Origin of the sequence: Bacillus sp. EE-W1 (assembly GCF_009760835.1) — a bacterium.
GTDB lineage: Bacteria > Bacillota > Bacilli > Bacillales > Bacillaceae_G > Bacillus_A > Bacillus_A wiedmannii.
Genome location: NZ_WIPE01000019.1, coordinates 14,416 through 35,957 on the forward strand (window position 1 = coordinate 14,416; position 21,542 = coordinate 35,957).

Sequence of the window (21,542 nt, forward strand, 5' to 3'; positions counted from 1 at the left end):
AGTGAATCGATGGATTGGAAGTTAGGGGTGGCTAGGATGGTTGGAGAAAAGGAACGAGTGTTAATGGATTTACAAGATGTATTTGAATATGCGTTTGACGAAATTTTTGTGACTGACGAAAAGGGAATCGTTGTGCGTGTAAATAGTACATGTGAAAGGCACTATCAACTAGCTGCTAAAGAGTTGGTAGGTAAGCATGTGAAAGAATTGCAGAAGGATGGTATCTTTTATCCATCGGCAACGTTAGAAGTAATTGAAAAAAAGAGACCGATTGAACTCGTTCAAACGACAAAATCAGGAGAGTATTTACACGTTCGTACAAGGCCTGTTTTTGATAATGAGGGAAATTTAAGAAGAGTAATTAGTTATTCACGTGATCTGACAGAGCTCTACCAATTACGTCAAAAGGTAGAGGAAATGGATAATCAGTTAAAAACATATAAAAAAGAATTAAGAGAAACATATGAACATGAAGGACTTATTTTTAAAAGTATCGCTATGCAAAAAATAGTCGAGACAATCAAGAAAGTATCCGTGGTAGATAGTACAGTTCTCGTTTTAGGTGAGACAGGAGTAGGGAAGAGTCGATTAGTACGTCATTTACATGAAGTGAGTAACAGGAAGAATGAAAGTTTCTATGAAATTAATTGTGCGGCATTGCCAACGAATTTAATTGAATCAGAGCTTTTTGGATACTCAGGTGGATCTTTTACAGGTGCGAATCGTGAAGGGAAAAAGGGATTATTAGAATCAGCTCATAAAGGAACTCTTTTCTTAGATGAAATTGGCGAAATGCCACTTGAAATTCAAGCGAAACTTTTGCAAGTGTTGCAAGAAAAAACGTTTCGTCCTATTGGCGGAAGAGAATTAAAAAAGGTGGACGTTAGAATTGTAGCGGCTACAAATAGAGATTTAAGTATGATGGTGAAACAAGGAACATTCCGGAAAGATTTATATTATCGTCTAAATGTCATTCCAATTGTAATTCCACCACTCAGGGAAAGAACTGAAGACATTTTGCCACTCATTTATCATTATTTACAGCACTTTAACGAAAAATATGGCCGGAATGTAAAATTAGCGCCTAGCACATTGCAAATGTTTGTTGGTTACCCGTGGGAAGGAAATAATAGAGAGATTGAAAATGTGATTGAGCGAATTGTTATAACTGCTGATGATATCGTTACGATAGAAGATTTGCCAATAGCGATGCAAGAATCAACGGTTGAACAGTCCGGCCAAAGTCTCTATAAAATGTTAGAAGAAGTAGAACGGAATATTATTTTGAAAGCATATAAAACATATGGATCGAGTTATAAAGTAGCGGAGTTTTTAAAAATAAGTCAATCTGCTGCCACTAGGAAGATAAAGAAACTTATAGAGGAGGAAGAAAACATTGGATAAAAAAGCGACGTTTGTAAATGTAGAGAAAAAGGCGATGTATATAAATGGTGAGTGGATTACATTGCAAGAACAAATCGAAGTAAATAATCCAGCAACGAAGGAAATATTTGCGACGGTACCAAAGGGCGGGGTAACAGAGGCAAAGCAAGCTGTTGATGCTGCTCATGAAGCTTTTAAATCATGGTCTAAGTTAACAGCAGCAGACCGTGCAGTGAAGTTAAAAAAATGGTTCACACTTATCGATGAAAATAAAGAAGAGATTGCAGCGATTATGACGAGAGAACAAGGAAAGCCATTTGTAGAAGCACTTGGTGAAGTGAATTATGCCAATAGCTTTGTTGAATGGTATGCAGAAGAAGGTAAACGCGTATATGGCGAAATGATTCCTGCTTCTCATCCGAATAAACGTATTTTAGTTATGAAACAACCGGTTGGAGTTATGGCCGCTATTACACCTTGGAACTTCCCGGCTGCTATGATTACGAGAAAGGTAGCCCCGGCGCTTGCAGCGGGATGTACGGCAGTTGTAAAACCGGCAAGCCAAACGCCTTTAACTGCTTTGAAATTAGCTGAATTAGCCCATGAAGCGGACATTCCAAAAGGCGTAATAAATATTGTAACAGGTAGTGCGAAAGCAATTGCTGATACGTGGATGGAAGATGGGCGTGTTCGAAAAGTTTCCTTTACAGGATCAACTGAGATTGGGAAAGAATTAATGGCTAGTGCTGCACAAACGATGAAAAAGGTTTCACTTGAGTTAGGTGGTCACGCGCCGTTTATTGTTATGAATGATGCGGACTTAGATAAAGCGGTAGAGGCGGTAATCGGTTCGAAATTCCGTAACGCAGGACAAACGTGTATATGTACAAACCGAGTATTTGTTCAGGAAGAAGTGTATGAAGTATTTGCAGAGAAGTTTCAAAAGGCAGTAGGGCAGTTAAAAGTAGGAGACGGTTTCGGTGATGGAACGACTGTAGGACCACTTATTGACGAGAATGCAGTTTCGAAAGTACAGGAACATATCGAAGATGCTATTCAAAAGGGTGGAACAGTTTTATTTGGTGGTCAAAAGGTTGCAGAGCTAGATGGACACTTTATGCAACCAACTGTAATTGGATTGGCGAACGATACGATGCTTTGTATGAATGAAGAAACATTCGGACCAGTAGCACCAGTTGCGAAATTTAAAACGGTTGAAGAAGTAATCGAACGTGCAAATAATACACCATATGGCTTAGCTGCTTATATTTTCACAAAAGATATTAGTCAAGCATTCCAAGTTAGCGAAGCATTAGAGTACGGTATTATCGGATTAAATGATGGACTTCCATCAGTTGCACAAGCACCATTCGGTGGCTTTAAAGAAAGTGGTATTGGCCGTGAAGGAGGCCATTTCGGTATCGAGGAATATTTAGAAATTAAATATATTTCATTAGGACTATAAGTAGTATACTAGAATCTCTATAAGGTAACAGAGAAGGAGATTCTAGTATGGTATATTGGCTATTATTACTTGTTACAATTATTTTTGAAGTAGCTGGAACAATTGCGATGAAACTATCAAATGGTTTAACAAAGCTCGTTCCCAGTGTACTTATTTTCGTATTTTATGGAATTTGTTTCAGCGTATTTGCTATCGTTGTCAAAAAAATTCATTTAAGTATTGCTTATGCGATTTGGTCTGGTGTAGGAACATTACTTATTACAATTATTAGCGTGTATTTCTTCAAAGAGCACATTAACTTATTCCAAGCATTTTGTATTCTTTTTATTGTTTTAGGAGTAATTGGACTTAAGGTTTCATCGGCATCATAAAAGGCTATCTTCCGGTGTGGAAGATAGCCTTTTGTTTTTATTAAAATGCCCAGTTACCTTTACGGAAGATTGGTTCATGTCTTCCATCATCTGTAATACCATCGATATCAAGCTCAGCTGATCCAATCATGAAGTCGTTGTGTGTAATACTATTGTTTGCTCCATTTTCGGCAAGTTCTTCTTTAGACATTGTTTTTCCGCCAACTAAGTTGAAAGCATAAGCACTTCCGATTGCAAGGTGGCAAGATGCGTTTTCGTCAAATAGTGTATTGTAGAATAAAATATTTGTATTTGAAATTGGTGAATCATGAGGTACTAAAGCAACCTCGCCTAAGAAGTGAGAGCCTTCATCTGTTTCTACTAAATGTTTTAAAGCCTCTTCACCAGTTTCAGCTTTATAGTCTACGATACGTCCGTTTTCAAATGTTAACGTGAAGTTATCGATAATATTACCTGCAAATGCTAACGGTTTTGTGCTAGATACTTGGCCGTTTACACCTGTTTTAAGTGGCATTGTAAATACTTCTTCAGTTGGAATGTTCGCCATAAATGGTACGTTCTTTTCATTTAAGCTACCAGCACCAGCCCATACATGCTTTTCTGGAAGTTCGATCGTTAAATCTGTTCCAGGAGCTGTATAGTGAAGGGCTTTATAATGCTTTTCGTTTAAGTAATCAACTTTTGTATGTAACGTTTTATCGTGTTCTTTCCATGCTTCCACAGGATTTTCTAAATCCGCACGAGTAGCTTTGAAAATAGCATCCCATAGTTTTGCTTCTTGTTCTTCTGGTGCAACGTCAGGGAATACTTTCGCAGCCCATTCTTTCGTAGGAACAGAAATGACACACCAGCTTACTTTATCAGCTTGTACGTAATCACGGTATACTTTCATTGCTTCACCAGCTACTTTATGAGCTGTTGCGATACGCGTTGATTCTACACCTTTTAATAAATCAGGGTTTTCTGCATAAATAGACATAAATGCAGCACCTTCTTTTGCTAATTCTTCACGAGCATGTGCTTTCCAAGATGGGAACTCAGCGAATGCTTCTTCAGGGGCTAGGTCGAACTTTAAGCGTGTTAACGTCTCATCATTCCAGTCCACATATACGTGTTTTGCACCAGATTTATATGCTTTTTCTGTAACGAGGCGTACAAATTGTACAGCTTCAAGAGGTGCACTAATTGATAATGTTTGTCCTGGTTGAATATTAACACCAACATTGACTGCAAGGGCAGCATATTTCTCTAACGTTTGTTCAAATGACATATGTATAATCTCCTTTAATTTGAAAGATTTCTTACTATATATAATACAAGAAAATTCAAAAAATATATATAAATATAGCGTAAAAAGAGAGCTCAAAATATATTGAGCTCTCATCGTTATTTAATCGAAGAAGCAAATTGTTCTACAGTCGTCGAATTGTGTATGCGAACACGCTTCATTTTTAGTAATTCATCGGGTTCACCTTTCGTAATGAACTTTCCGGGTTTTGTTGTCGTCGCAAATTGATAATATTTCTTCGTTTCTGCAACAACTTTATCATCCACATGACCGAATGGATAAGCAACTGCAATAACAGGCTTACCTGTTATTTTCTCTAGCTTTTCCTTTGATTCTTTTAATTCTTCTTCATAGTTTGTAATTTTCGGCAAGTCTGCATGTGTTGCAGTATGAGATTGCATAGAGAAAATGCCGGAATCAACCATTTCTTTTATGTCAGATGTAGAAAGTGATCCTTCTACATCAACGTTATCAACAATCATATATTCTGTTGCTGTAGGTTTAAACGTATCGTCTTTTAGTTTTTGTAAAACATGAAATGCATTCATATTATTTTTCATACCGTCATCAAATGTAACAAAGATAGGTTTATTTACTTTATTAATATCGCCCCAACGTTCAAAAGTTAGTAATGTATAGCCGTTGTCTTTTAAATATTTCATTTGGGCTTCAAAATTAGCAGGTGATACGAATAAATCTTTAATGCCTTGTCCGTGATAATCATCGATTGCATGGTACATAAGAACGGGAATCTTTTGCTCGAAAGTAATAGTAGATTTTGTGAGTGGAATGTTTTTCCCATCTTCTTTCATTCCTATTGCTTCAATTTGAAACTCACCGCGTTTTCCTTCAAATTCTTTTATGTCAAAAGGAAGTGTAAATTGTTTCTCCTTTTCTTTAGAAGAAAAAGATTTAGCACTTTCCTTCCCATCAGCTGTGCGCCAAATTTTATATTGTACCTCACTTAAAGTATCTTTTATATCTGTCATATGAATAGTAGTGTTTGTAGATTCGTGTGTAATCGGATGATAAGAAATTTTACCTTGTTCTTGCACAGTCTCTTCTTGTTTCTTAACTTCTTGAACCTTTTTCTCTTTTTTAGGTTCCTGGTTTACATTGCTACTTTTACAGCCAGCTAAAATGGCAGACGTACATAAAGCGATTGCTGCGTATTTTCTCATAAAATCACCTTCTATTGTGTATTATGTTGCATACTTATATTTAAAATCCCCACCGCTGTAAGAGAGGTGGGGACATACCCTTGTTCATCATATCATTTTAGTAATGAGATAGGTTAGTGACTTATTTCTATCATCTTTTAGTAAAGTTTACTTTATCCCGCTATTTGTGGGCAGTAAGACTCCACCTCAGAATTCAGCAAAAGCAAAGAGGTTAGGTGGGGGTGAACAAAACCCCTACTGATCAAGTTTTACTTTATAAGAGATATGAATTTTTCCATTGATGTATTAGGCCCTACAAAGTGGCGTTTAATTAAGTACTGTTCGTTTGGCATCCCTTTTGTAATGTGATTACCGTGATCAGTAGTTACTGCGAACTCATAATGTTTTTTTGTTTCTTCAACAGCTGGGTCATTATAAGAACCTACTGGATAGGCGAGAGCGATGACCTTTTTACCAGTAAGGGCTTCGATTTTTTCTTTCGAACTACGTAATTCCTCATCATAATTGCTTGAATGAGCCATCATCGTATGATTAGCAGTATGTGATTGAATAGAAAAAATGCCTGAATCCATCATTTGTTTTATCTCATCTGTTGATAGACGATTGGGTTTGTCTATCTCATTTGCAGTAAGGAATTCAGTAGCCATAGGTTGAAATCTATCATCTTTTAATTTTTGTAAAATATGAAGAGCGTTCATATTATTTTTTCGACCATCATCCATCGTTACAAAAACAGGTTTATTTACACGATTTATATCATTCCAACGTTCAAATGTAAGCATCGTATAACCGTTATCTTTTAAATATTGCATATGTTTTTCGAATTGCTCAGGTGGTACGTATAAGCCGTAATCCCCATCACTTGGTCCAGGGTATTTTTCAATCGCATGGTACATTAATACGGGTACATGTTGCTGGAATGTAATTTTAGATGTTACTAGAGTTGTTTCAGTATGATCTTCTTTGATTCCTACTGTTTCAATTTGAAATTCGCCACGTTTTAAATGAAATGATTTTAAATGTAGTGGGAGGGCAAAGTCACGTTCTTTTTCTTGTGAAGTAAAAGTTTGTTTGCTTTCAGGACCATCAGCAGTACGCCAAATATTGTAACGCACTTGTGTGAATGAATCTCTTAAGTCCTTTGTATAAAGCGTGGTGTTTTGTGCGTTATATTCATACGGATCCCATGTAATAATTCCTTGTGTTAAAGGCAGTTCAACCGCTTTCGCTTTTTTTTGTTCAACTGTTTGTTTCGCCGTTGCTTCTTTTATTTGTTTATCACTAGTGCTACTAGTGTTACAACCTACGAGAATAGCAGAAGAAAGTAAAGCGATATATGTATATTTTTTCATTCTATCATCCTTCTATTGTGTTTTAATTATCATCACTTATGTCTTGAAATTATCATTCGTATAAGTGACAATAATTCAAATTTTCGATTTTAAAAATTTGAATTATACCCTTGTACATCATATCACTATAGAATATAGAGGGGAATACATTTTTGGAATAATTCGGAAAAAACCCTTATATTTTTCTGGTGAGGTTTACATAAAAATACATATAGAAGAAAGTAAAAAAACTCCACCTAAATTTCCTTTTGGAAAAGGAGAAGTAAGGTGGAGTTTTTTATTAAATAAACAATCCAGCGATTGTTGCAGATAAAATAGAAGCAAGTGTTGATGCAAATAACATTTTCCAACCAAATTTAGAAACGATGCTTCCTTGTTTTTCAGAAAGGGCACGGATTGTACCAACAATCGCACCAATTTGGCTAATACTTGCGAAACTAATTAAGAATACTGTAACGATTCCGACTGTACGTGGAGATAATGTTGATGCAACATCTTTTAAATCAAGGATTGCTACAAACTCGTTTAATACAATTTTCGTACCCATAATACCACCAGCTGGGATAATATCTTGAGTTGGAATACCCATTAAGAATGCGAATGGAGAAAGTATATAACCGAAAATTTGTTGTAAAGTAACAGCATATCCCATTGCACCTGAAGCGGCACTAATTACGTAGTTTACAACTTCCATCACACCGATGAAGGCAATCATTAATGCGGCAACGATACCAGCTACTTTTAAACCATCAAGCGCACCGTTAATCATTGCACCGATAAAGCTGTCACCGAATAAAGTTCTATCAAATTTTTGAATCACTTCATCTTCTTTCTTCGTATCAACTGGTGTTAATAGCGAACAAACGATTAAGCTTGAGAATAAGTTTAGCGGAAGAGCTGCTAGTACATATTTCGCATCTAACATCATTACGTATGATGCTGTAACAGAAGCAGAAACGGAACTCATTGCAGAACAACAAATGATAAACATACGGTTTTTGTTAAAATGCTGTAAATCGTTTTTAATAACGATTAACGCTTCACTTGAACCGAAGAATACAGAGTTTACTGCGTGGAATGACTCAACGCGTGGTAAACCAGTAATTTTTGAAATTGCACCGCCGACAACGCGAACGATGAATGGTAAAACACCTAAATAACTAAAGATAGAAAGTAGTGCTGAGAAAAATACGATAATTAATAGTACGTTTAAGAAAAAGACAAAATCTCTTTGAATTCCATTAAAGAGAAAATCGACACCTGTCGTACCAAGTTTAATTAGTTTGTTGAAAACTTTACCAATGAAAATAATGATTTGTTGACCAATCTTTGTGCCAAACATAAACCAACCGATTAAAATTTGAAAACCAATCATAATAGCAATTGCACGGAAGTTGATTTTACTTCTATTGTTTGACAAAGCAAAGCATAAACCTAAAACGACAAGAATACCGATAATGCTCATTACATATTGCATGTAGTTGCCCCTTTCAGAAGTTCGTATAAAGTTTGTACATAAAACGCTCGTTATATTACAAAAAATAAAACAAAGAGGTTTTATGTCATACGTAAGATGTCTGACCTTTTAGAAAAATAAAAATAAAAAAAGACCCATATGGATTCACTTTCATCTATGAGAGAAAGCTAATCAATATGAGTCTTTTTTTGCACATAGGCTAATATTCATTAGTTTTCCCCATAGTCCAGCAATTTAAGGTTGCCGGGTAGAAACTCTCGATCCATATTATCGAATATATATGAGGTAACATCGTCCGTATTAAATTAGTAGTAGCGTAACATTAACGGAGAACTATCGTCAATAGCTTTTTTTCTTCCGATAGAAATAGACCATATAAGTATGATAAAATGTAACGCAGTGTTATGAAAAAGAGAGGTCGGAAAATGAGTACAAAAATGACGCCACCAGTTGAGAAAAATGAGTTTATAGATGTAGTATTTGAAGATTTAACACATGATGGTGCCGGTGTTGCGAAAGTAAAGGGCTATCCTATTTTCGTTAAAAACGGATTACCAGGTGAAGAAGCACAAATTAAAATTATTAAAGTGAAGAAAAACTTCGCATTCGGTCGTTTAATGAAGCTTCATGCAGAGAGCCCATATCGTAAAGATGCAGAATGCCCAGTGTACAATCAGTGCGGCGGTTGTCAACTTCAGCACTTAACATATGAAGGACAATTACAAGCGAAAGAAAAACAAGTACGTGACGTTATGCAGCGTATTGGCGGATTAAGCGATGTTCCTGTGCACCCTGTACTTGGCATGAAGAACCCATGGGTATACCGTAACAAAGCACAAGTACCAATTGGAGAACGTGAAGGTGGACTTGTCGCTGGTTTCTATCGCCAAGGAACACATGACATCATTAATATGGAATCATGTTTAATTCAGGCAGAAGAAAACGATACATTAATCCAGGAAGTAAAACGTATTTGTGAAAAACACGGTATTTCGGCATACAACGAAGAGCGTAATAAAGGAACACTTCGCCATGTAATGGCTCGTTACGGACAAGTAACAGGGGAAATTATGCTTGTCTTCATTACTCGTACAGCAGAATTACCAAACAAGAAAGCAATCATTGAAGAAATTGCTGCAAAATTCCCAGAAGTAAAATCGATTGTTCAAAACGTAAACACGAAACGTACAAACGTAATCTTCGGAGACACAACGACAGTACTGTACGGATCAGAATACATTTATGACTTTATCGGTGACATTAAGTTTGCAATTTCAGCACGTTCATTCTATCAAGTAAATCCAGAACAAACGAAAGTGTTATACGATAAAACGTTAGAATATGCAAAATTAGATGGCAACGAAACAGTAATTGACGCCTATTGTGGAATTGGATCAATCTCCTTATTCCTAGCGCAAAAAGCGAAAAAAGTGTACGGTGTTGAAATCGTCCCAGAAGCAATCGAAGACGCAAACCGAAACGCAGCACTAAACAACATGACAAACGCTGAATTTGGCGTAGGAGAAGCAGAAGTAGTTATTCCAAAATGGTACAAAGAAGGCATAATCGCCGACACAATGGTCGTAGATCCACCGCGTAAAGGTTGTGATGATGCACTACTAAACACAATCATCGACATGAAACCAAAACGCGTCGTATACGTATCATGTAACCCAGCAACATTAGCACGTGACTTAAAAGTACTGGAAGAAGGCGGATATAAAACGCAGGAAGTACAACCTGTTGATATGTTCCCGCATACGACTCACGTAGAATGCTGTGCGTGGCTAAAAAGAATTAAATAGTAAAAAGTGGAACCGAGAATCGATAATGGATTCTCGGTGTTCCACATGCTTTTATTTCAATCTTATCAATTAATCGATGTAAGATTGTGGGAGTTAATTCATTGAATAAAGTAACAGAATCAAGTTGTTTTTTCATTTCAGCTATCGCTAATTGGTCATTGCTTATTTCAATAATAGACATAAGATTTTTTATTTTTAGAGATAAGGCCTCTATTTGCTTATTAGTATCTAAAGTAAATGCATTGTAGTCATCTTTGGTAATGATTTCCTCAACTAATAAAGAAATTGTCCTTGTTTTTGACTTTTTTAACGCTTCTATTTCTTTAGTGTATTTACTTATGTCATGATTGATTTTTTGTTTTTTAGCTTTTAGCTTGCTTTCCAACATAGGAATGAAAGAATCATTTTTTAATACGGAAGATAATGACTCGAACTCGTTTAGTACTAAGAGTGTTAGTTCAGACTCCTTAATGAAGTGTGGGGTACATGCTTTTTTTCCATGTCGATTAAAACTTCCACAGACATATCCTTTTCTGGTGTTTTTGAAATGCATACCTTTTCCACATTCATGGCAGTATAATGTGTTTGTAAATAAATGAGCCTCGCTTTGTGGTCGAGTACGTTTTCGACTCTCGATAAGTAGTTGAACAGCTTCGAAATCTTCTTTTGAAATTATAGCTTCGTGAGTATTAGGAACAATAATATATTGCTCTTTATTTAAAAATTCACGAACTTTACTTGTTACACTTTTGGTCGTAGAACGCCCTTGGACTAAGTCCCCTGTATAATTAGGATTAGTTAGTATAAGCCTAATTGTTGAGCCTTGCCATTTGTCATTAGCGTTTAACTTGCCATTAATTTGTGAAGGTGTAGGAATACCATCATTATATAAATCCTTGGCAATTTTATCGAAACCATTTCCTGATAGATAGGATGTAAAAATTCTTCTTACTGTATCTGCTGTTCCATCTTGTTTGATGAAAAGTTTTCTATTAATTAGAGAGTATCCATAAGGAGGAATTGAGCCTTTAAATAGCCCTTTTTCAGCACGGGTTTTTAAAGCTGATTTCACTCGATTGCTGACGTTTTGAGATTCTTGCTCATACATCCAAGCAAATAGACCGAACATATTGTTATTTCCCTCTAATGTATTTATAGCATTTTCCAGTGTAATAATATGAATCCCTTTTTGCTCCGCAAGGTCCCGTATTTGATAAGATAGTCCCCCGTTTCGAGCTAAGCGAGATAGTTCTTTCGCTAAAATAACATCAAATTTCTTTTCTTTAGCATCTGTAATAAGTCGTTGTAACTGTTCACGTTTATCAGTGGTTCCAGTTTCGACATCCTCATAAAATTCATGAATGTCCCAGCCTCTTTCAGATATGTATTTGATAAAAAGGTCTCGCTGATTGGTTAATGATTGTTTTTGTTCTTCTTTATCTGTTGAAACCCTAATATATACAGCACACTTCATGCTACATCACTTCCCTTTTTAGTGGATGTAGTAGAGTTCACCTTATTGAAAGCGTAATGATTCTCAATAATTTTGTCAATTTTATCATTAATAATAGAATTAATAATATCCTCCATTTTTATCTCATTTTTTGTGTTAAATACTCGTTCAATATTCATGTATATTCCTCCTGATATTTATTGGTGAGATTCCGTTTAGTGTACGGAAATATATAAATTGATTAATGTGAATTTAATAATGTTATCTATAGAAACTTAGATAAATAGAGGAATGCTTCATCCTGTCCCGATCTTTGTTTCAATTCTTGAGATAAAAGATATCAATTCCATTTGTTGTAAGTTTAATCAATATTGAAAGTTTGATAAATAGTAAAACGGTCGTACCCTGTTTGACCCCTGTTTCAACTCTTGAGATAAAGACATTAATCATATTTGTTGATAAGTTTAGGCAATATTAAAAGTAGAGGGAATAATAAAATGGTCGTACCTTGTCTAACCCTTGTAGCTATTTTTTTTATGTAAAAAGACATTAGTTTTTTACTAATGTCTTAGGAACTTGAATATTTTTTACAAAATTCTAAAAGAGATTGTGCAAAGAGGTCTTGTATTTTGTAATGGGAAAACTGGTCTTCGCACATTTGATTAAACATATAATAGATGTCTTCTTTAATTTTAATAGTTTTTGTAATATGTTTATTAGTTTTCTTATACACGTCTTCATCTAAAATTAATAATTTCTTATTTTTATTCTGAGTTAAAAATTTTAAGGAATCAAAATTTACCTTTAGAAAATTCAATTCTCTTTCGAATTCGTTAATTGAATGGGTAGATGTGGCCAGTTCTTCTTCGTCATAGAATTTAAAATACTTATTTTTTCGTTGAATATAAACATAATTGTCCTTTTGCATTTCTTTAGTAAAAGTAGAATATTTAACTCCAATTCTTTTTGCAACACTTTCAAGTGGCTTACTCGATTCCTCTTCTAACATTGCATTTATTATTTTCACTCTTTCTTCAGTATGTATTTCAAAGAATTCTTTTTCATTCATAAATAATATCGCCCCTTTCAGTACTTTTATAATGTTTATTTATTATAGATATCTAAAAAAAAATTATTCTTATATACATTGAAATAATGAATTTATATATGCATAAACCTTAGGTCAAACATACAAATGTATGACATCTTGAATATTTTTATAAGAGCCACTGTATAAGGGGATACGGTGTTTTTTTTTATTGGAGCAATAATATTGAACACTTAATCTAAATAAGGGTGAAATGCCATTATCAATGGTGTTGAAGAGGTAATAAATTTATTCACTTTCAGGGAAAAAAATCCCCAAAATAGCAGTGTAAGTATTGCTATATAAGCTTTTTACTTTTCCCGTCAATAGAAAAAAGGAGGTATTTAGATGGTCCATACAGGAATGTTCTATGTAGAGCTATCAGAAGAGCAGAAATATAAAATGGAAGACAGGTTTAATACAACAATACTGCTCATTAATAGTACTATTCAAAAACAATTTAAGGGTATTACTACATATTTTAAAAAGCGTGAAGGTGCTTGGCTTATGTACATTATTGTTGATTTTATTGAGTTACTTTCAAGAGAAAATGGAGTAATTGTTGAGGAAGATTATGGATTGATTAGAGAAAAGATAAAAGAAGTATTGTACTTTTTGTTTAGTGATAATGAAGTAGGGCTAACCTTATTAAGAATTGATTATCGTTATGATATAGTTATTAAAAATCAAAAACATAGGGAATATTTATTTTGTTTATACAAAAAGTTAACAAAAAAGTATAGACATCAAAAGAGATGTAATCGAAAAAAAGGAAGTAATCAAGAATACAAAACTACAATGTATTTTAATTCTAAGAGTATAAATGGAATTATTTATGATAAAGAGCGGGAACGATTGGAAACTAAGACTGATATTAAAGAATATGAAAGAGATGTTTTAAGATTTGAAATTAGGCTTCAAAATAAGCATTTATTAAATATGAGATCTAAAAATGGTATTCAAAAGACATTAAAGGATTATTTTAAAAAAGGTTTATGGGAAAAATATATGAATAACTATATGAAAAATATTATTTATGAAGGAGATTATTATAGTATTTATCATGCTGAGAAAATAATTAATAGCAGTAGTTTAAAAGATAAGGAAAAAGTTAAATTACGTCAATTTCTTTGTGATATATCCCGATATGGGGTCGATGGGGTAAAGCAATGGAAAGAAGAAAATAAGAATAAAAAACATACATTATATACTGAATACCTATTTAAAAAATATCTTGGTTATTTAAGAGCGTTTAACATTAATCCTGTTTTACTTCCAAAGAACAATAAACTAAATTTAGGAGCAGAGAAGAAGATAAAGAACCCATTTAACATTTAATATGAAATTTATAAATTAACGATAGTAGAAGTGAATAATTTAAATTATTAGTTATAACATAGAATCTAAATGCATATAATTATATATATAAAATAAACAGGTACTACATTTTAGTAGTTTTTTAAAGGAGGAGATAATTGATGAAAGGGGATAAAAAAAGGGGATTTGGGAAAAAAATTTATGAATTACGTAAAAAAAAGAAGTTTTCTTTAAGTGAACTTGGAAAAATTACAGGATTAAGCGCGAGTTATATTAACCTTATCGAGAATGGTGTAAGGACTAATCCAAGTATTCAAGCTGTAGTTAAATTATCAGAAGCGTTAGATATTAGTACTGAAGAAATTAACAGTATATTTTTTTATGGTTGTAAATGTGATGTAGATCATGAATAACTCAGATTCATTTTATAAGAGCGTAAAGGATACAACAATAGAAAGGGTATTTTTAATTCTATTGGAAAAATTGAATGGTATGTGAAGATATAGAAGGAAAAGATGAGTCTGCAATATTGATGAAATTAGAAGAATTACGTAAAAACTTTCAGATGTTGAAAGTAGGTATGTAGCAAAAAAGTCTGTCTTAAAAGTAATGGGACAGACTTTTTATTTTATATAAAAGTGATTAATAGAGAGAGAATATAAAATATTTATATGTAATTTATGGTAAATTCATTTGTTTCGTTGACTATAGTAAATAAATTTTGTTGATATAACACGCTTTTGTTTTATCAAATTTAGAAATGAAAAATTGATATTGACTATAGTAAATATATCCCATTAATTCACATTGTTACACTATAAATATACTGTTAATCTATTGTCATTCTTAAGATTATAAATGTTTTTTGGAGTGATATAGAGATGCAAGAACGTGTAGATATAAAATATGAAGATTACATGAGTATTACCTTAGAAGATAATTTAACACGCTTTTTTGTTTTAGTTAAATGTAAAAATCATAAGAGACTTCCCAATGAAGGGAATATACGCCAACCAGAATCCCTTTATAAAGACGATATATATAAAGGAGTACTTCAAACCTTAGAAAAGAATCCCAACGTATATATAGATTTTCATGGGGGAATAGCTTTGAACGCAAATAAGGTAAGCATTGATAAGGTAACGGGGGTAATAAGTTTATATTTTAATCCGAAATCTGGAATTAAAGATGGAGGACATACTCAAGAAGTTATGCTGAATGCCCAACAAAAATTAGGAGAAAATTTACAAGGTATGTATTTATTAAAAGTAAAAGAAGCAGATTTGACTCAAGCTGAGATGGCAATGCATTCAGAAAAAACAAATCTAAGAAAACCTGTAAAAAAATATTGCTTCAATAATAAAAGGGGAGATTTTGAATTAATAAAACAATCAATGGAGGATAGATATAGACAGCAAATAATTTGGTATACCGGATGTAAAACTAAAAATAAAAATGCTATTGAGGTAACTGATTTAATAGCAATAATCAACTTATTTAATGTAGAAACAAATAATAGTGTGTATTCTGATAGACAAAAAGAGCCAAATGCTTCAGCTACAAATAAAGGTCAAGTATTTAGGAATTGGGAGAAAAACAAAAAGCTGTATGAGCACGTTGTTCCGCTCATTAATGATATTTTGGTGCTAAAAGAATACATTGAACTTAATTTTCATTTGTCAAAGGATATGAGGAAATTAAATATTATTAAAGGTGCAGAAAATAATAAAAAAGCAAAACGGACAGTGTTTCTTAACGAAAAACCAGGATTTATAATTCCAAGGCAATTTCTTTATCCAATATTAGCAAGTTTTAGAGCAAATATTAAGTATGACAAAGATAAGGAAATAATAGGATGGTATGAAAACCCGGTAGAGTTATATCAAAAGTGTAGCTCAGAGTTATTTCGTAAACTATCATATGCTTTTCAAAAAAGTCATCATGAAAATATTAATTTGATAAGCAGAGATAGAAACCTCTGGGGAATACTTTATTTAATTGTAGATAGGCATATAAATAAAAAAGGGTCCTGGAACACGTATGAAATTAATAATTAATATGTATAAATCGTAATTAAATTAAGAGGTAGTAGTTATGAAAATAAATATAAGGTGCCTGAAGTGTAGTAGGGAATGTGAGTTAATTGAACTATTTTTTAAAGATAAGTTGATTGTATTAAAAATAATTAGATGTAAGGGATGCGATTATTTAAAACAAGAAATTACAAAAGTACATTAATGTGATTAGTGTAACTTAATTTTCATTTTTAATATTAATATTTATAAAGTATTAGGCATATTTCGATGAGAATTTTGAACTGAAAGATAAAAGAACGTTAAAAATAAGGGCTTAATATATAAAAATATTTATTTTTTGTAATATTGTTATGTATATGCAGTGGATTTTGAAATTAATAGACTATTAGAATGCCATAATAAGAGAGTAGATGGGATTAAAAGGGGTTAAAAGCCTGTTTAAGGAAGATTGTCCCTGGATGTATAGAAAAACATTAGAAATGATATAGGAACGCTATAAGGAGATTATACAGGCAGATATGACTATATTTATTAAGTATGAAACACAAGATTTAATATAAGATAAAATGCCTATTCTAATATTAATCAGCTGAAGAATGTCAAAGATATTTTGATTAATATTAATAAAGTTATGGGTTCATTTTATAAATTATATTCTAATTAATCCTTATCTTGTGGGTATTAAATATTTTAATGTTGTAAGAAGGTGAAAACGAATCGGCTTTAGCTGATTCGTTTTCTTTGTATATTAACATTAAATTGTACTTTCTTTATTAACGAGGACCAAAGAATCTGTCGCCATTTAAGTGAATCATATGATCTGGATTGTCTGCTATCCAAATTTCTGTTTCCCAAGCAATTTGGTCAATAAATTTTTTGAATCCATTTTTGCTGGACATATCTAAGAAAGTGGTAACGTATACAACACCACAATCACAGTTTTTTAGCATAGCTTGGATTTCATTTATTCTCTTCATCGAAATAGGACCTACAGAGGTTACTGCTTCTATAAAATATAACCAATTCTTTTCTTTTACATAAAGAACAACATCAGGAAGTTTATCGTGGTCGGTTATGAGAACGCCAAGTTCTTGTAGTGTCTCCCTATTTTTAATCAAATCTTTCTTTTTCGTATCACCTACATAAAGTACTTCCGCACCAGGTGCAAATCTGGGAGCGAAATCTTCGATGATCGCTTTTTGAAGTTGATTATGTTTTCCAGGACTGAAATGAAGTTCTTGTCCATTTACGGCGACAGGAATCAATGCCATCTCACGAGTCTGTGTATACTTTTCAACAAGGGTTTCGTGATTTTTTAACCAATTGCTTAATTTTACTTCCCAATTATTTGTTCCATAGGATTGAATGGTTTCTAAGGTCTCATTCGTTAATCTATAAGAGTATTTTGGACTATTAGTAGCTCGTTCGTCATCATCATCATTAGAAACTGCAATTGCCCCGTCTACAAATTGGTGAATACTCTCTTTTCTAATTGTTTCTCGACTATTAGGCTTGTAAATTTTATTATAATTTTCCGCCATAAAATCCATTATATCGACAATTCGGAGTGAATTGATAGTGGCGTCATTCCAACGATCATTTTCCTTTACTCCTGCTAAAGCTAACAAAACATAACCACTTCTATCATTATATTGCTGTTTTGGCATACCTAATGCTTTAAGTATATCTTTTGCTTCTTGTAGCTTTCTCATTTCTCTGCCCCTCTATTTCTTGCTTTTTTCTAATCTGTTATTTATAAAAATTTCTCCTATAATTACATCACAAATTTCCGTTGATATGAAATCAATTTCCATTTCTATTAGTGATTTTCCCAGTATCTTAATAGTATTAAGTGGTGGAAGTGGTATAGAATTTACCTCTGTTGCATTTACTTGAGTACTCCCGTTTAAAATCCTATAGTATGAATCGATATATGTACTGTTAAACAGGACATATAATCCGTATAATTCTTCTTTTGTCATCTCTCCTTTTAGTTTGGTGACATAATTTATATGGTTTTCTATTCCGATTTTATCAATCAAAAATTCATCTTTAAGATATAGGGCACACTGGACTCTTCTTTTCTCTTCTTTGCTTGTAAATCTCTTGATTAATAAATAATTTTTGTTGGGCAGTAAAACACTTTTGCTTTCTGGAGTATCAACAATAAATTGTGGATTTTTAGATGTAGAAAGTGGAAATAATATTTTGTTGTTTTTAAAGTGATTAGCCCATAAAAGAGGGACTGTATTTTCCTCTTCGTTTTCTTGTATTAAATCTAACGATCTAAAATCCACAACAGGTCCCGTTTTTAATTTGAAACCTAAATTGATTAAGTTATTCTCCCATGAATGAACAAGGGAAAGTAATTCAACCTCTTTTATAGAAGTTGGTATCAGCATAAAGAAGTTTTCAGAATTCATATCTACCACAGTGTTATAAGGAACTTGGTGGACAAAACTATTTTCAATAAACATATTTTCTGATGAAGAAATATGTATAGAATCTGTTGTTTCATTAGTTTTAACTGCTCTTAGTATAATTGCTTCTTGTAATATTTTGTCATTGTCGAAAACATCACTGCGTGAATGGAAAAGGTGTAGGTGTGTTAATTTTACAGTGTTTAAAAAATACTCACGGAATTTTTTAAAATAAAGACCAGATGTAAAGCTACGAGGCACGATGTAAATCATTTCTCCCTGTTCTTTTAGTAATGCTGTAGACATTGCCATGAATAAAAAATATGTATTGGGTTGCCCATACACTATGGAAGACATAACTACTGCTTCTTCAACGGACTTGCCAATTTTTTTATAGGGGGGATTTCCTATAATTACATCATATTTGTCTTTTTCTTCTATGCAAAAGTTATCTTGCCAAATCGTTTCATTATATAAGATGAAATTTTCTTGAATTATATTATAAGTGAACTTCTTTCCTTTTTTTTCCGCATCTTGACGCATTAACTCGATATTTTGATTTAAAAATGGGATAATATTTTCATCTGTATCGTAAAAATCTACATGAATTGCTTCAATATCTTTATTATTGAAAGCATGTTGGCAAATAGAACCACCTAACATGCCTGTACCTGCACCAGCATCTAAAACTCTAATCTCTTTCTGGTTCGTTTGCATAAGCTGTCCCATATAATCTGCAACAGAAGGTGGAGTAAAGAACTGTCCTATCTTTTTTCTGTTAGCTTTTGTTACAGTATTACTATATTGTAGGGTTGTATCATATAGCTGGTTTATTAACATAATTGCACCTCAAAATTAAACGTAATATATCATAACATTTTAACATAGAAAAACATTCAGCAACAAAAAACAATATGGAAGTGTGAAGAGAATAAGAATGAATAAAACTTGTATTTAATAATAGAAACACTTTAGATAACTAAATATGGTGATATAAAACAATATAGACAAGTTTTATTATATTAATAAGTAAACTAATGAAAACAAAGGGGAATAGTTATGGGGATAAGTATAAGAAATATAAAAAAAGGGTTGAAAATTAAAATTAAGAAATGTGTTGCGCTTTTAGATGAGGAATATAGAGGTTTAAATTACACTATATACTTTTATGAAAATCGAGAAAAGCTTCAAAAAGAGCAAAAAAATAGGCCTGATATGAAAGAAGAGAATTATGTACAGGTATTAAGTGGTCAAACTGAGATTGCGGGCATAACTATTGGAGAGAAAGGGAAAATTAAAATTTTCTTATTTCTGTTTGGAGATATAAAAAGAAAACCAGGTGAGGTTATGGAGTTAATTGGTAATGTATATCATGAGATTCGCCATGCCTGGCAAAATGAAAATAATTTATTCCAAAATGAAGAAGAAATAGCTATAATTGATGGGAATCTTGAAGCATATTATAAATTACCATCCGAAAGAGATGCGTATCGCTTTCAAGAAGAACAAATGCAAAAACATGGGAATAAAGTTTTAGAGATTTTTGGATTTAATATGGGTTGTAAATATGAATTAAAACCTGAGATAAGAGAGGCTATATATTCATAAAGGGTATAGTTGATCTATGGAATATACATTATAAAACACTGTAAATAGTGGGTGAATAAAGTGAACAGAAATGATGCGAAAAAACATATTGAATTCTATATGGAAAATTATGATATTAGAACCTACAAACTTAAGACTGAGAACATCGGAAATGCTGATAAGAAGTTTATTGGAGATAAGAGTAAACGAAAATGTAGATTTTGTGGTAAAGAAAAGGGAGAAACAACTTTTAAGAAGGTTGCTCATGCGATACCTGAGTTAGTTGGGAATAAAGTTTTGATTTCATATGAAGAATGTGATGAGTGCAATAAAATCTTTTCTAAACTGGAAAGTGAATTGGCAAATTACCTTTCATTCGAACGCTCTACAACAGGTATAAGAGGTAAGACTGGCATTCCGGTTTATAAGAATAAAGCTGGGCTAAGAGTTGAGCATGATAAAGAAGAGAAGAACAGAGTTATCATTCAGGATGTAATTGATAGTGGTAATATAGTAGAGGATTTAAGTACTAATTCATTTACTATAAAAGGAGAGAGAAGCCCTTACATTCCAATCTCTGTATATAAATGTTTTGTGAAAATGGCGCTTTCTATAATGCCAAAACGTTATTTGCCGTATTTTTGGGAGACATTTGATTGGATTAGAGAAGAAAACTATTTATTACATGATACCCCAACTTGTAAAATTTTTGAACAGTTCATTCCTGGACCAAAACCATTTGTTGATATTGAAATGGTCTTGGCTATAAGGAAAAGGGAATCAAGTGAAAAATCACCATTCGGTATTTTTGTGATTTGTCTTGGGAATTTTAGTTATCAAGTCTATCTTCCTTTTGCAGGACCAGATTACAATGATGATGTTCAAAAAGAAATATATAAGCATGTGTTACTTCCGTCCAAGTATGCACTGGTCTTACCGGATGATGTTATCCATATAAATTCTAAGGATTTTTCAACAAGTGAAAAGGTGAAAGGACAAACAATAGATATCACATATTCTTATACTGAAAAAAAGGTTTATACAGATTCGGAAATAGCTCAACTTAATTGGCTGATTCCTTCATTAGGAAAAAATTATAAAGAAGGTAACTAATTAAATTTTGCTGTAAATAAAAGATTCTATAGTTTATGGGTTAGGTGAACAATACTACATCAATTTTATATTTTGTCTATATTCAGCATACCAGTCATGTGGAGTGTGTAGCTTGGCTGAAGTTGGTATAATAGGAAAGCAGTTGATATAGGAGAATCTATACCATCTGCTTTTTGGTTTATCCCGCTTTAATGGGCAGTAAGACCC

Annotated in this window: 18 protein-coding genes and 1 riboswitch; of the genes, 9 read left to right on the forward strand and 9 right to left on the reverse strand. The window is 32.8% G+C overall.

Annotation, left to right across the window (positions count from 1 at the left end; translation table 11 throughout):
* The first annotated feature begins 36 nt into the window (after positions 1–36).
* Genes GFJ36_RS01470 through GFJ36_RS01480 form a run of 3 tightly spaced genes read left to right on the forward strand, consistent with a single transcriptional unit; the run spans position 37 to position 3,219 of the window.
* Positions 37–1,404 carry a sigma-54 interaction domain-containing protein gene (locus GFJ36_RS01470; RefSeq protein WP_097889274.1) on the forward strand — a complete coding sequence of 456 codons (1,368 nt, stop codon included), beginning with the start codon at positions 37–39 and terminating at the stop codon, positions 1,402–1,404.
* Positions 1,397–2,848, forward strand: coding sequence for an NADP-dependent succinate-semialdehyde dehydrogenase (gene gabD, locus GFJ36_RS01475; protein ID WP_087982241.1), 1,452 nt, complete (start codon positions 1,397–1,399; stop codon positions 2,846–2,848). Before GFJ36_RS01470 ends, gabD begins: the two co-directional genes overlap by 8 nt.
* A 47-nt stretch (positions 2,849–2,895) precedes the next feature.
* A complete protein-coding gene (locus tag GFJ36_RS01480; protein ID WP_000263259.1) occupies positions 2,896–3,219 on the forward strand; it encodes a DMT family transporter in 324 nt (107 codons plus the stop codon).
* 40 nt (positions 3,220–3,259) lie between these two features.
* Here GFJ36_RS01480 and GFJ36_RS01485 read toward each other — a convergent pair whose 3' ends face one another.
* From GFJ36_RS01485 to GFJ36_RS01500, 4 genes are all read right to left on the reverse strand, one after another.
* Positions 3,260–4,489 (reverse strand): aminopeptidase, encoded by a 1,230-nt coding sequence (locus tag GFJ36_RS01485; protein ID WP_097889275.1) that lies wholly within the window; start codon positions 4,487–4,489, stop codon positions 3,260–3,262.
* 116 nt (positions 4,490–4,605) lie between these two features.
* Positions 4,606–5,688 carry a polysaccharide deacetylase family protein gene (locus GFJ36_RS01490; RefSeq protein WP_097889276.1) on the reverse strand — a complete coding sequence of 361 codons (1,083 nt, stop codon included), beginning with the start codon at positions 5,686–5,688 and terminating at the stop codon, positions 4,606–4,608.
* A gap of 248 nt (positions 5,689–5,936) precedes the next feature.
* On the reverse strand, positions 5,937–7,040 hold the full coding sequence (locus tag GFJ36_RS01495) for a polysaccharide deacetylase family protein (protein WP_097889277.1): 1,104 nt from the start codon (positions 7,038–7,040) through the stop codon (positions 5,937–5,939).
* 280 nt (positions 7,041–7,320) lie between these two features.
* Complete coding sequence (locus GFJ36_RS01500) at positions 7,321–8,517, reverse strand: NupC/NupG family nucleoside CNT transporter (protein ID WP_001200509.1); 1,197 nt, start codon at positions 8,515–8,517, stop codon at positions 7,321–7,323.
* A 202-nt stretch (positions 8,518–8,719) separates the two neighbouring features.
* A riboswitch (purine riboswitch) is annotated at positions 8,720–8,821 on the reverse strand.
* A gap of 121 nt (positions 8,822–8,942) precedes the next feature.
* Here GFJ36_RS01500 and rlmD point away from each other — a divergent pair.
* On the forward strand, positions 8,943–10,322 hold the full coding sequence (gene rlmD / locus GFJ36_RS01505; protein WP_098649258.1) for a 23S rRNA (uracil(1939)-C(5))-methyltransferase RlmD: 1,380 nt from the start codon (positions 8,943–8,945) through the stop codon (positions 10,320–10,322).
* Here the strand turns inward: rlmD and GFJ36_RS01510 are convergent.
* The 3 genes from GFJ36_RS01510 to GFJ36_RS01515 all read right to left on the reverse strand — a co-directional run bounded on the left by GFJ36_RS01510 (position 10,315) and on the right by GFJ36_RS01515 (position 12,844).
* On the reverse strand, positions 10,315–11,796 hold the full coding sequence (locus GFJ36_RS01510) for a recombinase family protein (RefSeq protein ID WP_098649259.1): 1,482 nt from the start codon (positions 11,794–11,796) through the stop codon (positions 10,315–10,317). The genes rlmD and GFJ36_RS01510 overlap by 8 nt on opposite strands.
* Positions 11,793–11,954 carry a hypothetical protein gene (locus GFJ36_RS28950; RefSeq protein ID WP_180227930.1) on the reverse strand — a complete coding sequence of 54 codons (162 nt, stop codon included), beginning with the start codon at positions 11,952–11,954 and terminating at the stop codon, positions 11,793–11,795. The genes GFJ36_RS01510 and GFJ36_RS28950 overlap by 4 nt, the downstream gene beginning before the upstream one ends.
* A 389-nt stretch (positions 11,955–12,343) precedes the next feature.
* The gene (locus tag GFJ36_RS01515; protein ID WP_098649260.1) at positions 12,344–12,844 is read right to left on the reverse strand and encodes a hypothetical protein; all 501 of its coding nucleotides are present in this window, start codon (positions 12,842–12,844) and stop codon (positions 12,344–12,346) included.
* A 366-nt stretch (positions 12,845–13,210) separates the two neighbouring features.
* Between GFJ36_RS01515 and GFJ36_RS01520 the strand changes: the two genes are divergently transcribed.
* From GFJ36_RS01520 to GFJ36_RS01530, 3 genes are all read left to right on the forward strand, one after another.
* Positions 13,211–14,200, forward strand: coding sequence for a phage/plasmid replication domain-containing protein (locus GFJ36_RS01520; protein WP_098649261.1), 990 nt, complete (start codon positions 13,211–13,213; stop codon positions 14,198–14,200).
* Between the two features lie 140 nt (positions 14,201–14,340).
* The gene (locus GFJ36_RS01525; protein WP_098649262.1) at positions 14,341–14,592 is read left to right on the forward strand and encodes a helix-turn-helix domain-containing protein; all 252 of its coding nucleotides are present in this window, start codon (positions 14,341–14,343) and stop codon (positions 14,590–14,592) included.
* Positions 14,593–15,060: 468 nt separating this feature from the next.
* Positions 15,061–16,236 (forward strand): AIPR family protein, encoded by a 1,176-nt coding sequence (locus tag GFJ36_RS01530; RefSeq protein WP_098649263.1) that lies wholly within the window; start codon positions 15,061–15,063, stop codon positions 16,234–16,236.
* Positions 16,237–16,988: 752 nt separating this feature from the next.
* Here GFJ36_RS01530 and GFJ36_RS01535 read toward each other — a convergent pair.
* Positions 16,989–17,927, reverse strand: a complete 939-nt coding sequence (locus tag GFJ36_RS01535; protein WP_098649264.1) for a BsuBI/PstI family type II restriction endonuclease — start codon at positions 17,925–17,927, stop codon at positions 16,989–16,991.
* A 12-nt stretch (positions 17,928–17,939) separates the two neighbouring features.
* The gene (locus tag GFJ36_RS01540) at positions 17,940–19,475 is read right to left on the reverse strand and encodes an Eco57I restriction-modification methylase domain-containing protein (RefSeq protein WP_098649265.1); all 1,536 of its coding nucleotides are present in this window, start codon (positions 19,473–19,475) and stop codon (positions 17,940–17,942) included.
* A gap of 219 nt (positions 19,476–19,694) precedes the next feature.
* Here GFJ36_RS01540 and GFJ36_RS01545 point away from each other — a divergent pair, with 219 nt between their 5' ends.
* The gene (locus tag GFJ36_RS01545) at positions 19,695–20,243 is read left to right on the forward strand and encodes a hypothetical protein (RefSeq protein ID WP_098649266.1); all 549 of its coding nucleotides are present in this window, start codon (positions 19,695–19,697) and stop codon (positions 20,241–20,243) included.
* 60 nt (positions 20,244–20,303) lie between these two features.
* The gene (locus tag GFJ36_RS01550) at positions 20,304–21,335 is read left to right on the forward strand and encodes an HNH endonuclease (protein WP_098649267.1); all 1,032 of its coding nucleotides are present in this window, start codon (positions 20,304–20,306) and stop codon (positions 21,333–21,335) included.
* Positions 21,336–21,542: the final 207 nt, after the last annotated feature.

Excerpts from the sequence above, each read along its gene's own strand:
- GFJ36_RS01520 (WP_098649261.1), top strand. The coding sequence starts at position 13,211 with ATGGTCCATACAGGAATGTTCTATGTAGAGCTATCAGAAGAGCAGAAA.
- GFJ36_RS01510 (WP_098649259.1), bottom strand. The coding sequence starts at position 11,796 with ATGAAGTGTGCTGTATATATTAGGGTTTCAACAGATAAAGAAGAACAA.
- GFJ36_RS01545 (WP_098649266.1), top strand. The coding sequence starts at position 19,695 with ATGGGGATAAGTATAAGAAATATAAAAAAAGGGTTGAAAATTAAAATT.
- GFJ36_RS01500 (WP_001200509.1), bottom strand. The coding sequence starts at position 8,517 with ATGCAATATGTAATGAGCATTATCGGTATTCTTGTCGTTTTAGGTTTA.
- rlmD (WP_098649258.1), top strand. The coding sequence starts at position 8,943 with ATGAGTACAAAAATGACGCCACCAGTTGAGAAAAATGAGTTTATAGAT.
- GFJ36_RS01480 (WP_000263259.1), top strand. The coding sequence starts at position 2,896 with ATGGTATATTGGCTATTATTACTTGTTACAATTATTTTTGAAGTAGCT.
- GFJ36_RS01490 (WP_097889276.1), bottom strand. The coding sequence starts at position 5,688 with ATGAGAAAATACGCAGCAATCGCTTTATGTACGTCTGCCATTTTAGCT.
- GFJ36_RS01470 (WP_097889274.1), top strand. The coding sequence starts at position 37 with ATGGTTGGAGAAAAGGAACGAGTGTTAATGGATTTACAAGATGTATTT.
- GFJ36_RS01535 (WP_098649264.1), bottom strand. The coding sequence starts at position 17,927 with ATGAGAAAGCTACAAGAAGCAAAAGATATACTTAAAGCATTAGGTATG.
- GFJ36_RS01540 (WP_098649265.1), bottom strand. The coding sequence starts at position 19,475 with ATGTTAATAAACCAGCTATATGATACAACCCTACAATATAGTAATACT.
- GFJ36_RS01495 (WP_097889277.1), bottom strand. The coding sequence starts at position 7,040 with ATGAAAAAATATACATATATCGCTTTACTTTCTTCTGCTATTCTCGTA.
- GFJ36_RS28950 (WP_180227930.1), bottom strand. The coding sequence starts at position 11,954 with ATGAATATTGAACGAGTATTTAACACAAAAAATGAGATAAAAATGGAG.
- GFJ36_RS01485 (WP_097889275.1), bottom strand. The coding sequence starts at position 4,489 with ATGTCATTTGAACAAACGTTAGAGAAATATGCTGCCCTTGCAGTCAAT.
- GFJ36_RS01515 (WP_098649260.1), bottom strand. The coding sequence starts at position 12,844 with ATGAATGAAAAAGAATTCTTTGAAATACATACTGAAGAAAGAGTGAAA.
- GFJ36_RS01530 (WP_098649263.1), top strand. The coding sequence starts at position 15,061 with ATGCAAGAACGTGTAGATATAAAATATGAAGATTACATGAGTATTACC.
- GFJ36_RS01525 (WP_098649262.1), top strand. The coding sequence starts at position 14,341 with ATGAAAGGGGATAAAAAAAGGGGATTTGGGAAAAAAATTTATGAATTA.